We start from the raw sequence: 14,620 nt of genomic DNA on the forward strand, positions 1-14,620 counted from the left end.
AATCCAAAATAATAAAAAACTTCCAATGTTTCCACTGGAAGTCTCTTTCAATTCATGACGATAGAAAATCCGCAAAGCGTACATTCAATCGTATTAATATTTGCGCTTTCTAGCAGCTTCAGACTTTTTCTTACGTCTTACGCTTGGTTTTTCATAATGCTCCCTTTTACGGATCTCCTGCTGGATACCGGCTTTCGCACAGTTTCTTTTGAATCTGCGGAGAGCACTATCTAATGTTTCATTGTCTTTCACAATTACATTTGACATATTCTCACACCTAACCTCCCTCCAGTTGTGTATTGTGCGTAAACAACTGTTTGGGTATTTTTTGAATAGCACTACAATGATTATAGCATATTTTTCATTTTCGTCAACTGATTTTTATAGAATTTGCGGGACAATTCAGTCCGGGTAGGATAAGTAACAGAGGCAGATCAAGAAATATATCCGCCGAGGAGCCGCTTTCGCTTAATTGCACTTAGTAACGGTACATAAGGCTCTATAATACAGAGCCTAAGTACCGACTAGTGCAAATGCTCCTCTCTGGATATTTTCTTTCTCTGCCCCTGCTACTTATCCTACCCGGACTGAATTGTCCGGATCAAGGGGATGTTTCATAATACATTCGGAAGGACAATTACTTACCATAATGCACTGTCGGAAGAACAGATTGCTGTATTTTGTGTGAATCATGCGATTATTTATATTCGCATAAGACATACAAAATCATCAATATGTACTTCCGTCTGTGTGTGAGGTAAGTCATATTCCCTGCATGTATATTGTGCAACAGCCCCTTGGATTTATTTTATCTGAGTGCTTAATACTTCTTTTGCTTTTTCGATTGCAGTATCGATACCAGCTGCATTCTTGCCTCCGGCCTGAGCCATGTTCGGTCTTCCGCCACCGCCACCTCCAACGAGAGCAGCAAGTTCTTTTATGAGATTACCGGCATGAGCACCCTGCTTCATTGCACCGTCCGTTGTCATGGCAAGGAGATTAACTTTATCCGGTGCAGTAGATGATGCTAATACGATGACACCTTCTCCCAGCTTTTCTTTTAACTGGTCGCCAAGATTTCTAAGCTCATTCATATCTACATCAGGAACCTTTACTGCAAGTAACTTCATTCCTTTTACATCAACAACCTGGTTCATAACATCACCAAGGGAGTTATTCGCAAGCTTACTCTTCAGTTTCTCGTTCTCAGATTTTAAAGCTTTAATCTCATCTAAAAGAGCTTCAATTTTATTGGTAAGACTGGAAGGTTCTGTTTTCGCAGCTTTAGCAGCTGAATTCAATTCATTTTCCAGTTCAGAATAGTAAGCTAATACACTATTACCGGTTAAAGCTTCAATTCTTCGAACACCAGCTGCGATACCTGTCTCGGATAATATCTTAAATACGGTAATGACACCGGTATTGTTTACATGAGTTCCTCCACAAAGCTCCTTGCTGAAATCACCCATCGTTACCACACGTACATCATTCGCATATTTTTCGCCAAATAATGCCATAGCGCCTTCTTTTTTTGCATCCTCAAGGCTCATAATCTTTGTATTTACAGGAAGACTGTTTGAAATCTGTTCATTTACCAACTGTTCCACTTTCTTAAGCTCTTCCACTGTTAATGCTGAAAAATGTGTAAAGTCAAAACGCAGACGCTCATCAGTTACCAAAGAACCAGCCTGTTCTACATGAGTTCCCAATACGGTTCTAAGTGCTTTCTGTAGTAAATGTGTAGCACTATGGTTCTTTGCTGTTGCATTTCTTTTTGAAGCATCAACCTTTAACTCAACAGAATCCTTTACTTTCAGAATACCCTTGGTTACAGTTCCTACATGTCCTATTTTACCACCCTGTAACTTAATGGTATCCTCTACTTCGAATTCCGCATCCTTTGTAAGAATATACCCGGTATCTGCAGCCTGACCACCACTGGTAGCATAGAAGGGAGTTTCTTCTACCAGTACAGTACCCTTCTGTCCTGCCACCAACTCTTCCGTTAATTCTGTTTCCGTTGTTAATACAGTGATAACCGATTGGTAACTGGTATATTCATAACCGACAAACTTCGATGTAATGCCTGGATCGATCTGTTGATATACCGTTTCTTCGGCTCCCATATAGTTCGTAGTTCCTCTGGCACTTCTGGCTGTTACTCTCTGAACCTCCATTGCCTCTTTAAAGCCCTGCTCATCTATGGAAAAGCCCTTTTCTTCAAGGATTTCTTTGGTGAGATCAATAGGGAAACCATAAGTATCATATAATTTAAATGCATTCTCTCCAGAGAGAACGGTTTCCTTCTTATTCTCTAATTCTTTCTCCATCTCAGTAAGAATCGTCAGTCCTTGATCGATTGTTTTGTTGAATTTATCCTCTTCAAGAGTCAGAAGCTTTAAGATGTATTCTTTTTTCTCTTCTAACTCCGGATATCCATCCTTGGATTCATCAATTACTACTTTTGATAACTCAGCTAAAAATCTTCCTTCAATTCCAAGCAATCTTCCATGTCTTGCTGCACGACGTAGTAAGCGACGGAATACATAGCCTCTACCCTCATTGGATGGAATGATACCGTCTGAAGCCATAAAGGTTACAGAACGAATATGATCCGTTATTAAACGAATGGAAATATCCTTCTTAGGGTCGCTTTGATAGGTTGTTTTTGCAATCTGACATACTTTATCACGAATTGCCTTCATCGTATCAACATCAAAGATGGAGCTTACATCCTGAACTACGGTAGCCAGTCTTTCCAGACCCATACCGGTATCAATGTTCTTGCTATCCAGTTCTGTATAATTACCGTTACCATCTCCGTTAAACTGAGTAAATACATTGTTCCAGATTTCGATAAAGCGGTCACAATCACAACCTACTTCACAATCTTCTTTACCACAGCCATATTTTTCGCCGCGATCATAATAGATTTCAGAACATGGACCACAGGGACCTGCACCATGCTCCCAGAAATTATCAGCCTTACCCATTCGATAAATTCGTTCCGGAGCAATACCGATTTCTTTATTCCATATTTCAAATGCTTCATCATCGTTTTCATATACTGATGGATATAACCTGTTTTTATCTAATCCTACCACCTCAGTTAAGAACTCCCAGGACCAGGCGATTGCCTCATGTTTAAAATAATCTCCGAAGGAGAAATTACCCAGCATCTCAAAGAAGGTACCATGTCTGGCAGTCTTACCAACATTTTCAATGTCACCGGTACGAATACACTTCTGACAGGTTGCCACCCTTTTTCTCGGGGGAATTTCCTGTCCTGTAAAGTATGGCTTTAGTGGAGCCATACCGGAATTGATTAACAATAAGCTATTATCATTATGGGGAATCAGCGGAAAACTGTTTAATACCAGATGCCCCTTGCTTTCAAAGAATTCCAGAAACATTTTTCGAAGTTCATTTACACCATATACCTGCACGTTTTATAGCCTCCTATAATATTATCTCTCAGTATTGCTATTCCCTATTTTACTTGATACAATTGAAAATGTCACGATAATATTTATTATTTTCTATGTGCCAACTCTGTTGTAATATCATTCCAGTCCAAGCCACATTCTGCCATCAGAACCATCATATGATATAAGAAATCGGCGATTTCATACCGTAGCTCTTCGGCATTGGGATTCTTGGCTGCAATTATGATTTCCGCTGCTTCTTCTCCACATTTCTTTAGTATCTTGTCAATGCCTTTTTCAAATAAATAATTCGTATAGGAGCCTTCCTTCGGGTTTCTTTTCCGATCCATAATCACTTCATATACATCCTTAAATACATGGAAGGGATCCGAATGATTATATTCTTTCTTAACCAAATCATGAATAAAGCAATTATGACTACCGGTATGACAGGCCGGACCAATCTGAAGAACTTTTGCTAATATCGTGTCCTTATCACAGTCCAGTGACAGTTCCTTAACATACTGATAATGTCCCGAGGTCTCTCCCTTTAACCATAATGTGTCTCTGCTTCTGGAATAATAGGTCATTCTGCCGCTGACAATAGTCTTATTATATGCTTCCTCATTCATATACGCAAGCATTAATACCTCATCGGTACGGTAGTCCTGAACAACAACCGGTATTAATCCATCGGCATTTAACTTGAACTCCGAAAATGAAAGTAAGCTTTCAAAGGTATTTACTTCAATATTTTCTTCCTTTAATGCATACTTAGCTTTCATAATATCTTTATTTTCGAAGAAATTCGTGGATAGACCAATTACATTGTTAATCGTTAATAACGTTCTGATATCATTACGTACTAAACTATCTCGAATGATAACCGGACAACGGCCATTCTCAATACGTTTTTTGGAGTGCTCGGATACTATCACGTGTTTTAACAGTATGGTGCCTACTAAGGCTTCTTCTATAAAATTGCACATGCGTTCTCCTTCCTCGCCTATGCAATCTATCATATCAAGTTCAACCATGATTTTTTCTGAACCAAACCGTCCAGTTGCTTCCTTTAATAAGTTTTTATTTTCGAATATTGAATATCGAATTATTACAGCACGGGCACCAGTATAAATCGCTTTTTTAATATCCTCTAACCGTTCTACGTAGCAACCAATAGAAAATGGTATATCGATTTCCTTCGATATTTCCTTTGCCATGGACAAGAATTCTTCCCTTGTCTTTTCGTCTTTCGAATAGTTGTAGATTAACAGTTCGTCCGCTCCCCCATATGAATAACTTTTCGCTAATTTAATAACATTAGCAGAAATTTCTGTTTCTGCATTAATATAAGGGATTATTTTCTTATAAGCCATTTAATCTGTACCTCCTGCGGTATGAATTGATTATATCTTTTGATTAATCGTATGGTGAGCAGTCACCATATGTACTATCCTTATTTCTTTTCAAATAAATGGACTGCTTTTTTTAGATCAATTTTCTTTTCATATAATGCTTTTCCCATAATAGCTCCATAGACATTGATTTCTTCGAGCATTTCCAGATCTTTTAAAGAAGATACTCCACCAGAAGCTATGATGTTTAATCCTGTTTCTTCCACCATTTCTTTAGTATGGGCTATGTTCGGTCCCTGTAGCATACCATCTTTTGAGATATCCGTATATACTATCGTCTTTACTCCGTACTTTTTCATCTCCAGAGCAAGATTAACTGCATGATAAGAGCTTAATTTCTCCCATCCTTCAATGGCAACCATCCCGTCCTTAGCATCAATACCGATTACAATACGTCGAGAACCAAAGGTAGCTACAGCTTCTTTAATAAATGCGGGATCCTTCACTGCTTTCGTTCCAATAATGACACGTTCAATTCCAAGAGCCAGTTTACTTTCGATATCTTTAATGGTACGTATACCTCCACCTACCTGAATCGGGATATTCACTTCTGAAACAATGGTTTTAATAGCCTCATCATTCACGGAATGTCCAACTAGTGCACCATCCAAATCTACAATATGGATAAAGGAAGCTCCAGCAGCTTCCCATTGCTTTGCTATTTTAACAGGAATATCAGAATAAACCAGTACATCCTGAAAACTTCCTTGTCTTAGTCTTACACATTGTCCATTCTTAATATCAATAGCCGGAAAAAGTATCATGCTGATTACCTATGCCTTTCTTATAGTATCATTTAGTCGATGGAGCCTTTGGTGGATAGAACTCCGTTTACTCGTTCATCAAAACGACAGGCTTCGTCCAATGCTTTTGCAAACGCTTTAAATGCTGCTTCAACAATATGATGATTATTCCCACCGCTCAATTGCTTTATATGTAAATTCATTCCTGCAGAATATGAAACAGCATAAAAGAACTCATGTATGAGTTCTGTCTCCATATAACCGATCTTATCGGCTGTAAAAGTCAAATCATAGGACAAATATGGACGTCCGGACAAATCTATGGCGCATAAGACCAAGGTCTCATCCATTGGAAGAATAAATGATCCATAGCGGATAATCCCCTGTTTATCTCCTAATGCACTTTTAATAGCCTGTCCCAGTACAATTCCGGTATCTTCTACTGTATGATGGGAATCAACATATAAATCCCCTGTTACAGCCAGCTTCATATCAAAAAAACCGTGACGCGTAAAACTATCCAGCATATGGTTAAAGAATCCAATGCCTGTTTCTATCTGAGCAATACCGTTTCCATCAACGGAGAATTCCATGGAAATATCCGTTTCCTTCGTTTTTCGTTGAATTATGGCACTTCTGTTACTCATCTTTTCCTCCATTTCTACTCATTTCGTATCTTTATAAAAGATTGAGTGCCTTGATATTTTGTCCATTTTATCCAATAATATTATACAATAGGAGCAATAAAAGTCAAACTTCTTTATTCAAATCTTACTGCAATAGAATTTGCATGTGCTGTTAAGCTTTCTGAATTTGCAAACTTCACTATATCCTGATAAATCGGTTCTAAAGCTTCTCTGGAGTAAGATATAATACTGGATTTCTTAACAAAATCGTCCACACTTAACGGAGAGAAGAACTTTGCTGTTCCATTGGTAGGGAGAATATGATTTGGACCTGCCATATAATCACCTAAAGGTTCACTGGAGTATTCTCCAATAAAAATAGCACCAGCATTCTTAATCTTTGTCATTACCATGAAAGGATCCTTTGTTATAATTTCTAAATGCTCGGAAGCAATTTCATTAGCAGCCTCAATCGCCTCATTCATATTCTGAGCAACCATAAGATATCCATAATTATCAAGAGATTTTTGAATGATTTCTTTTCTGGATAACATACTTGTAAAACGGTCCACTTCCTGTGACACCTTTTCTGCAAGTTCTTTACTATTGGTAATTAGGATGGCAGATGCCAATTCATCATGTTCTGCCTGGGATAATAAATCTGCTGCAACATATCTGGGGTTTGCTGTTTCATCGGCCAGTACTAGAATTTCACTCGGTCCGGCTATGGAATCAATACTAACATGTCCATATACTGCTTTCTTAGCCAGGGCAACATAGATATTTCCTGGTCCTACTATCTTATCAACCTTAGTAATACTTTCTGTTCCATAAGCCAAGGCGGCAATAGCCTGAGCGCCTCCAACCTTGTAGATTTCAGTTACACCTGCCTCCTTCGCCGCAACAAGGGTTCCAGGTGTTACCTTACCATCCTTACCAGGAGGTGTCGTCATGGCGATACGGCTTACCCCTGCCACCTTTGCAGGAATAACATTCATAAGAACGGAGGATGGGTATGCTGCTTTTCCACCTGGAACATAGACACCTACTGCTGATATAGGGGTAATCTTTTGACCAAGTATCGTTCCGTTTTCCGTTGTATCAAACCAGCTATATTGCTTTTGCTTACTGTGATATGTTTCAATATTATGAATTGCTTTACGTATTACCTCGATAAGTGTCGGATCAACTTCCTTATAAGCTTCTTCAATCTCTTCCTCTGTAACCCGGATAGTATCCTTTGTTATCTCTGCCTTATCAAAGCGGAGAGTATAATCAAATAATGCTTGATCCTTCCTGTTCTTCACATCCTTTAAGATATCGGATACCACACCTGCATATTCATCATATTGATTTGGACTTCTCTTCAAGAGATCCTCCAGAATATTTTGCTTTGTTTCTTTATTTAATTCAATAATTTTCATATTGCTTCGTCCTTTCTTCTGATTAATTATCGATGAATGATTGTTCTACGAATTGCGAATATATCAATGAATCACAAAATCAATGAATGTTGATTTTAATCCGATTGTTACTAATGGAGAATATTCTTCAAATCATTAATAATTTTCGTAATTCGCTCGTGCTCCATCTTCATACTTACTTCATTTACAACCATTCGTGCAGATATATTACAAATCTCCTCCAATACCTCAAGTCCATTTTCTCTAAGTGTGGAGCCTGTCTCAACAATATCAACGATTACTTCTGATAAGCCAACGATGGGAGCTAATTCGATGGATCCGTTTAGCTTAATAATTTCTACTGTTTGATGCTTTTTGTTATAGAAATAATCCTTTGCAATATTAGGGTATTTCGTAGCAACGCGAATTAATTCCCCATGCTGTAGGAGTTCTTTTGCTGATGCAGGACCTGCCACACACATTTTGCATTTTCCGAGGCCAAGATCTACTACCTCATACATTTTACGACCTTCTTCAAGTATGGTATCCTTTCCTACAATGCCGATATCTGCAGCTCCGTATTCTACATAAGTTGGAACATCGTTGGCCTTAGCAAGAAAGAACTTTAATTTTAATTCCTCATTTTCAAATATTAATTTTCTGGAGGACTTATCCTTGATTTCATCACAGGATATTCCGATTTGCTCTAAGATCTCCAAGGTTTTTAGCGCAAGGCGTCCTTTCGCCAGGGCAATTGTTATATATTTCATCAAATCCAACCTTTCTTCGAAATATTAAGTCATTCTTCGTTACACTAGAAAATCCTTTATGGATGCTATTTTAATAGTATCATCCAATGCATTAATCACCTTGATTTCATCCTCATTCTCCAGATACAAGATACCGCCGATACTCATTCTCTTGGCATATGGCATGTATTCCTCTGTGTCCCATACGTCATTCGACTTTTGTAGAATGACATTCATTCCTTCCTTACGAAAATGTTTTGCGAGTAGTATAGCTTGTTTACGATAGCAATCCTTATATAGAATCAAAGTATCCGATGCTTCGGGATTTGGTAACAACCTCTGTCTGGATAAAGCCAGCATTAATTGATCGATTACAATGGCCAGTCCGATTGCAGGTGCTTCCTTACCAAATTGAGCTACCAGATTATCATATCGTCCTCCGGTGGCTATGGCATTTCCGGTTCCATAGGTATATGCTTTGAAGATAATTCCTGTATAATAATTATACTGACTTAACATTCCAAGATCAAAAGAGATATACTTCTCATAACCGTAATCCCTCATGATATCGTATAATTTCTCCAAACGTTCTATTGCATTCAAAGCGCGGGTATTCTTCGTCAAGCCTTTTGCAAATGCTAAATTATCCAAGGTACCAAATAACTCTGGCAGCTTTAATAATATTTCATTTATATTGTGGCTCAGATCCTTTGATTGAAGCATCTCCTCAACGCCAAACAGGTTCTTTTTCTCAATTAACAGACGTAAATTCGTAATTTCATCTTCCTGGAACCCTGCTTCTTCTACCAGAGCGCGGAAAAAATCTGCATTCCCGATTTCAAGCTGAAATTCCTTAAGACCAGAATGCAGGAGGCATTCTATCGTTAATGCCAGCATTTCTGCATCTGCTTCTACCGTATCATCATTAATTAACTCAGCCCCCAGCTGTGTAACCTCTTTTAATTTCCCCTGATAACTGGAATTGTTTATAAAGGTGTTACCAATATAACATAATCGTATTGGTAATTCCTCTTCTTTATAGTACTTCGCAACGCATCGTGCAATGGAAGGGGTAATATCCGGTCTTAATACCAATGTATTCCCTTCCCGATCAAAGAATTTATACATATCCTTGGAGGCGACTGTTCCACGCTCCTGACTGAATATGTCAAAAAACTCAAAGCTTGGGGTCTGAATATCCCGGAAGCCATAATGCTCGAGCACATGATGGAGCTTATTCTGTAACGTTAATTTCATCATGCATTCTGAATTGTAAATATCCCTTACTCCTTCCGGTGTATGTAGTAGCTTATCCTTCATAATCAACACCTAGCCTTTCGTTTTATTAGTTCTATGTAAGCAAGTTCGTATTATCATATTATCACATTTTATATCGAACTCACGGATACGTTTTCTTTGTAATCGTGTAAACAAATCACTTTAATATGGTAACGTGATAATTCGCTACCACACTAATATGTTTTTACATTATAATTTATTCCTTCTGTACTGTCAACTATATATTTGACAAATCAACACAACCACATATGTAAAATTAGTACAGCTTAGTATAAGATAATACTAAGGCAGTTGAAAATAAGCATTCAAAATGTATCCTTTTTCAACTGCCTCAAACTCGTACTATATATTGTCTATGCTTAAGTGTTAAAAGTACACCTTAACATACTATGTAATATCTCTACTATTCAGATCCTTCTTCAAGATTTCTAAATAGTGAATGCAACATCCATTCTGCATTGGTATTTGATAGCTTCCATCCAATTCATCAAAACGAAAGCTTTTTCTACCACCTTGCTGGGCTCTTTCCCAAAACTCCAGTAATTGCTGAAATGGCAAATAATAATAGATATCTCTCTTTTTATAATAAATAAGGAGAAAGGCTATACCCTCCTGTTGCTCAAATTCCTTCATAAAATTAATCTGATGCTCATGCACATTATTGATATTAAAGGTATCCACCGCACATTCCTTTGCATCAAAGCAGACTGGAATTCCCTGAACCACACCAATATAGTCAACGGTACTTTTTTGTTCAAAATATGCAAGGGTAATATGCCTGTTTTCTTTATCAATATTAATAGGGGTAATCGGTGTTGGTACCTTCTGTATCAACGCCAATCCCTTTTCCCTATATTTTGCGTTGGTGAGATTGATCATCTCCTCAAGCATGGAACCTCTCAAGCCTCTTGAATTCCATGATGGCATATTTTCACTCCTTTTCTAACGTGTTCCTTCGTAAGCTTCTTAAAATAATTATACTATTCATATATTTAAGGGTATTAAAATAAATCTCTTTTTATTTTTTCAAAAAGCTTTGGAGGGTCCGCGAGGAATCCTCTTCCAGAAAGACATTCGTATTCTCCATGCATTTTCGGAAAAACCAAACGATAGGAATGAAGCAGCTGATGTGACAAACCGTATTTTGCTTGAAACAACTTATTGACAGTCCTATCTCCATACTTTGTATCACCAATTAATGGATGCCCGATACTAGACAGATGAGCTCTTATCTGATGGGAGCGTCCGGTTATTAATTTTACCTGAAGCAAGGTGTAATCCTTCTTTACCGTAGTAGCAATAGCCTCATATTCCGTAGCGATATACTCTGAATTCTCTGTTTTTGCTGGATATATTTTTACCTGATTTTTCACTTCATCCTTCGCAAGAAATCCTTCAATACGTCTTTTTCCCTGTAAATCTCCCTTTACTATGGTAAGATAGTATTTATCCATGGATCTATCCTTTAATAGTCGCGACATTTCCTGGAGACCCGAAAGAGACTTCCCTGCAATTAAAAGCCCACTGGTATTACGGTCCAGCCGATTACAGACTCCGGGTTTAAAGCTGCGTAGTTGTTCCTCGGTTATTTGCTTTGTAGAAATCAGATAGGAAATAATATACTCTACCATGGATATATCCTTCTTATCCGCCTTCTGTGATAAAATCCCAACTGGTTTATTAATGATAAGTATATTCTGATCCTCATAAATCACCTCTAAATCATCTTCTACTACTGTAGTAGTAACAGGCTCACTAAATAACGCGAAGGTTTCATCAGAAAGGAATATTTTAATTTCATCCTGTACCGATAGCAGCTCAGAACCCTCTGCCTTCTTACCGTTCAAGGTAATATTCTTTTTTCTGAGCATTTTATATAGAAAGCTTTTCGGTGCCTTATTGAGAAGCTTAGCTAAAAGCTTGTCCAGACGCTGTCCCGCTTCATTTTGTTGTACATAAAACTGCTTCATACTACTAGTTCTCCCAAGAATTCTATCTATTACATATCCAATACTTCCTTCATCGAATAAACAAAATAATCTGCCAGATCTCGTTTTTCCTTCTCCTGTAAGTCGGAATACTCGTCATATACAGCACATACTTTCATATTTGCATTCTTTCCTGCCATGATGCCCTGTAACACATCTTCAAACACCAGACATCTGTCCGGATGTACTCCCAGATCTTTCGCTACAAGAAGATAGATATCAGGAGAAGGCTTTCCCTTTGCCACCTCACAGGAGGTACGTATCGTGGTAAAATATTTCTTTATGCCATGCTTTTCTATGATCAAATCCACAAGCTCTCTGGAATTACTGGTTGCAATTCCCATAGGTATACCGAACATTTTAAGGTGTTCCAAAAACTCGACAACGCCATCCTTTAATGGTACTTCATTGAGATATTTATCCCAGGCCATTCTGTTCCAATCACTTTTTATTTGGTCCAAGGAATCCGGTATCTGAAACCGTTCCTTAAAATATTCTGCAGTTTCTGAAAAGCTCATACCCTCAATCTGTTTCTGTAGATCATCCGGCATTGCTATTCCATAACGACCTAAATAATCGATATCAATGCTTTTCCACATCCACATGGAATCGATTAAAGTACCATCCAAATCAAATATAACCGCTTCTACATTCTTTAACATACTAACTCCTAACGTGCTTTCTTCTGCTTCTGTTCATATCAATCAGACGTTTCAGTAATTTACATACATAGTCTTATTTTGATAATTGCTTTAATGCCTCAAGTTCTTCAATGGTCAGGGGACGGTAGTCTCCCGGATTCAAATCAGGATCCAATAGCAACGGTCCCATAGATAACCGCTTAAGGTATATGACTTCCTTTCCCACTGCTTCGAACATCCGCTTCACCTGATGGAATTTTCCTTCCTGAATCGTAAGCTCTACCTCAGAAATTTCATCGGAAATCAAAATTTTCAAATGCGCCGGAAGTGTCAGCTTTTCTTCTTTGATATCCACACCCTGTAGAAAAGCCTCTACATCCTGTTCGGTTACTTTCCCTCGCACTTTTGTATAGTAGACCTTGTCCACATGTTTTCTGGGAGACAATAGCTCATGGGCCAGTTCACCGTCATTCGTTATTAATAATAGTCCCTCCGTATCCTTATCCAATCTCCCTACCGGAAATAAATCCTTCTTTCGTTCCTCCGCTATAAGATCCAATACGGTTCTATTGATAGTATCCGTGGTTGCTGAGACGACTCCTGCAGGCTTATGAAGCATAAAGTAACTATACTTGGAATAGTTGATTGGTTTATCGTCAAAACATACTTCATCCAATGAGGGAGTCACCTTACTCTCCGGCTGCTTACATATCTGACTATTCAATTTGACTCTTCCCTGACGAATCCAGTTCTTAACTTCGCTTCTTGTTCCTATTCCCATATCAGCGAGAAATTTATCCAAGCGCAGCTGCTTACTCATTCCAATACCTTCTTTCTCATCACTATACCCATCTCCAGCCAGGAAGATATTTATTCTTAAAATTATTATTGGCTATCTTAAGCCATCCTAATGGATAATCCTCAACACAAACTAAGTACCAGCCAGCACGATAGTCACCTTCCAGTTCGATTGATTCGCACTTGAGATATCGAATAATATTAGGATCATTCTCCTTCATTCGGATGATCTTGTCATATTCCGTCACCTTAAGAGAATTCGCTAAAGCCTGGGATGGTTCGAATCTGGATTTCTTCATTTCACCCAGTAATAAGCCCTGTCTTAGAATTCGTAAGCCCTTCAAATCCGGTAATCCCTCGGGTAATAAATAGACACGATCCTCATGTACCACAAGCTGCTCCTGATTTATTGGAAATTTGATGCTGTGAATAAATTCCAATGCTTCGTCCGATATGCTACTATTTTCTTTTCTTGTAGTATAGGAATTTGGTTTTGAAACAAACCTTAGTTTTGCGCCATTTGCGACCTGGTTCTGATATTGAGGTTCTTCTAACTTATCCAACTGATCGGCATCTATCTCTTTATGAAGCAGGGTAATAAAATGTCCTTCTCCATCGATTTTATGCGGCCATAAACGAATACAATGGGTTAATTCCTCATTCCCATCAACCCATTCCGGCCTTCCGTGTTCAAATCCTTCATAGGATAAAGAGGCATTCTTTTGCTCGGATAACTCTGGAAGTGCTTTTACTACATGAAATTCTGGACACTCCTTCAAAAGGAATTGTATGGTACCTTCATTTTCCTCAGGCGAAAATGTACAGGTAGAATATAACATATAGCCACCTGGTTTTAACATCCTTGCTGCATAGAGAATAATTTCTTTCTGTAATTTATTGTAATACTCAACTCCATACTGCTCCCAATTCTTCATTATAGCGGGGCTTTTACGAAACATTCCTTCCCCGGAACAAGGAGCATCAATCAATATTTTATCAAAATACTCAGGAAAGTAATCAACCAGTTTACCAGGCGCTTCGGATAAAACCAATGCATTTCTAATTCCAAATAGCTCAATATTCTTAAGCAGAGCCTTTGCACGTGAATTACTGATATCGTTTGAAACTAGTACTCCTTCACCACACAACCTGGCACCTAGTTCCGTACTCTTTCCTCCCGGTGCAGCACAGATATCCAGGACCTTATCCCCTGGTTGAACCGGTAATAGGCTTGCCGGTGTCATCGCGCTGGGTTCCTGAATATAATAAAGACCTGCATAATAAAATGGATGCTTGGACGGCTGTTGTTCCGTATCTGTATAATAGCCGTTATTCACCCAGGGAATACGTCTCAAAGAAAAAGGACAGATCTGTTCAAATGCCTCAGGTGTAATCTTCAGCGTATTTACTCGTAATCCACTAAAATGAGGTTTATTATAGCACTGTAAATACGCTTCATATTCTTCACCTAAAAGGCTTTTCATTCTGTCCTCAAATAATTGCGGTAAATTCATCTTCTCACTCCGTTTATTT

The 14,620-nt window shown here is 38.3% G+C and carries 13 protein-coding genes; all 13 read right to left on the reverse strand.

Annotated elements, in window-relative coordinates; all coding sequences use genetic code 11:
- Positions 1 to 93: 93 nt before the first annotated feature.
- Positions 94 to 267 carry a 30S ribosomal protein S21 gene (gene rpsU / locus H0486_RS09430; protein ID WP_228352766.1) on the reverse strand — a complete coding sequence of 58 codons (174 nt, stop codon included), beginning with the start codon at positions 265 to 267 and terminating at the stop codon, positions 94 to 96.
- 536 nt (positions 268 to 803) lie between these two features.
- Entirely contained in the window at positions 804 to 3,446 is a 2,643-nt protein-coding gene (gene alaS, locus H0486_RS09435; RefSeq protein ID WP_228352767.1) for an alanine--tRNA ligase, read from the reverse strand.
- An 86-nt stretch (positions 3,447 to 3,532) separates the two neighbouring features.
- Positions 3,533 to 4,801: a bifunctional phosphoribosyl-AMP cyclohydrolase/phosphoribosyl-ATP diphosphatase HisIE gene (hisIE, locus tag H0486_RS18435; RefSeq protein WP_323163540.1), complete on the reverse strand. Its 1,269-nt coding sequence runs from the start codon at positions 4,799 to 4,801 to the stop codon at positions 3,533 to 3,535.
- An 80-nt stretch (positions 4,802 to 4,881) separates the two neighbouring features.
- Positions 4,882 to 5,604: a 1-(5-phosphoribosyl)-5-[(5-phosphoribosylamino)methylideneamino]imidazole-4-carboxamide isomerase gene (hisA, locus tag H0486_RS09450; RefSeq protein ID WP_228352768.1), complete on the reverse strand. Its 723-nt coding sequence runs from the start codon at positions 5,602 to 5,604 to the stop codon at positions 4,882 to 4,884.
- A gap of 32 nt (positions 5,605 to 5,636) precedes the next feature.
- Complete coding sequence (hisB, locus tag H0486_RS09455; protein ID WP_228352769.1) at positions 5,637 to 6,230, reverse strand: imidazoleglycerol-phosphate dehydratase HisB; 594 nt, start codon at positions 6,228 to 6,230, stop codon at positions 5,637 to 5,639.
- A 113-nt stretch (positions 6,231 to 6,343) separates the two neighbouring features.
- The gene (gene hisD, locus H0486_RS09460) at positions 6,344 to 7,633 is read right to left on the reverse strand and encodes a histidinol dehydrogenase (protein WP_228352770.1); all 1,290 of its coding nucleotides are present in this window, start codon (positions 7,631 to 7,633) and stop codon (positions 6,344 to 6,346) included.
- Positions 7,634 to 7,743: 110 nt separating this feature from the next.
- Positions 7,744 to 8,382 carry an ATP phosphoribosyltransferase gene (gene hisG / locus H0486_RS09465; protein ID WP_228352771.1) on the reverse strand — a complete coding sequence of 213 codons (639 nt, stop codon included), beginning with the start codon at positions 8,380 to 8,382 and terminating at the stop codon, positions 7,744 to 7,746.
- A gap of 39 nt (positions 8,383 to 8,421) precedes the next feature.
- Positions 8,422 to 9,681 (reverse strand): ATP phosphoribosyltransferase regulatory subunit, encoded by a 1,260-nt coding sequence (gene hisZ / locus H0486_RS09470; RefSeq protein ID WP_228352772.1) that lies wholly within the window; start codon positions 9,679 to 9,681, stop codon positions 8,422 to 8,424.
- Between the two features lie 366 nt (positions 9,682 to 10,047).
- Entirely contained in the window at positions 10,048 to 10,587 is a 540-nt protein-coding gene (locus tag H0486_RS09475) for a Holliday junction resolvase RecU (protein ID WP_228352773.1), read from the reverse strand.
- A 74-nt stretch (positions 10,588 to 10,661) separates the two neighbouring features.
- Positions 10,662 to 11,630: an RluA family pseudouridine synthase gene (locus H0486_RS09480; RefSeq protein WP_228352774.1), complete on the reverse strand. Its 969-nt coding sequence runs from the start codon at positions 11,628 to 11,630 to the stop codon at positions 10,662 to 10,664.
- A gap of 29 nt (positions 11,631 to 11,659) precedes the next feature.
- Positions 11,660 to 12,310, reverse strand: coding sequence for an HAD family hydrolase (locus tag H0486_RS09485; RefSeq protein WP_228352775.1), 651 nt, complete (start codon positions 12,308 to 12,310; stop codon positions 11,660 to 11,662).
- A gap of 73 nt (positions 12,311 to 12,383) precedes the next feature.
- Positions 12,384 to 13,109 carry a pseudouridine synthase gene (locus H0486_RS09490; protein WP_228352776.1) on the reverse strand — a complete coding sequence of 242 codons (726 nt, stop codon included), beginning with the start codon at positions 13,107 to 13,109 and terminating at the stop codon, positions 12,384 to 12,386.
- Positions 13,110 to 13,131: 22 nt separating this feature from the next.
- Positions 13,132 to 14,601 (reverse strand): RsmB/NOP family class I SAM-dependent RNA methyltransferase, encoded by a 1,470-nt coding sequence (locus H0486_RS09495; RefSeq protein WP_228352777.1) that lies wholly within the window; start codon positions 14,599 to 14,601, stop codon positions 13,132 to 13,134.
- Positions 14,602 to 14,620 lie beyond the last annotated feature (19 nt).

This window comes from Variimorphobacter saccharofermentans (assembly GCF_014174405.1).
Taxonomy (GTDB): domain Bacteria; phylum Bacillota; class Clostridia; order Lachnospirales; family Lachnospiraceae; genus Mobilitalea; species Mobilitalea saccharofermentans.

Bases quoted from the DNA above. Each gene is read 5' to 3' on its own strand.
- rpsU (WP_228352766.1), bottom strand. From the start codon at position 267: ATGTCAAATGTAATTGTGAAAGACAATGAAACATTAGATAGTGCTCTC.
- hisIE (WP_323163540.1), bottom strand. From the start codon at position 4,801: ATGGCTTATAAGAAAATAATCCCTTATATTAATGCAGAAACAGAAATT.
- hisA (WP_228352768.1), bottom strand. From the start codon at position 5,604: ATGATACTTTTTCCGGCTATTGATATTAAGAATGGACAATGTGTAAGA.
- hisB (WP_228352769.1), bottom strand. From the start codon at position 6,230: ATGAGTAACAGAAGTGCCATAATTCAACGAAAAACGAAGGAAACGGAT.
- hisD (WP_228352770.1), bottom strand. From the start codon at position 7,633: ATGAAAATTATTGAATTAAATAAAGAAACAAAGCAAAATATTCTGGAG.
- hisG (WP_228352771.1), bottom strand. From the start codon at position 8,382: ATGAAATATATAACAATTGCCCTGGCGAAAGGACGCCTTGCGCTAAAA.
- hisZ (WP_228352772.1), bottom strand. From the start codon at position 9,681: ATGAAGGATAAGCTACTACATACACCGGAAGGAGTAAGGGATATTTAC.
- H0486_RS09475 (WP_228352773.1), bottom strand. From the start codon at position 10,587: ATGCCATCATGGAATTCAAGAGGCTTGAGAGGTTCCATGCTTGAGGAG.
- H0486_RS09480 (WP_228352774.1), bottom strand. From the start codon at position 11,630: ATGAAGCAGTTTTATGTACAACAAAATGAAGCGGGACAGCGTCTGGAC.
- H0486_RS09485 (WP_228352775.1), bottom strand. From the start codon at position 12,310: ATGTTAAAGAATGTAGAAGCGGTTATATTTGATTTGGATGGTACTTTA.
- H0486_RS09490 (WP_228352776.1), bottom strand. From the start codon at position 13,109: ATGAGTAAGCAGCTGCGCTTGGATAAATTTCTCGCTGATATGGGAATA.
- H0486_RS09495 (WP_228352777.1), bottom strand. From the start codon at position 14,601: ATGAATTTACCGCAATTATTTGAGGACAGAATGAAAAGCCTTTTAGGT.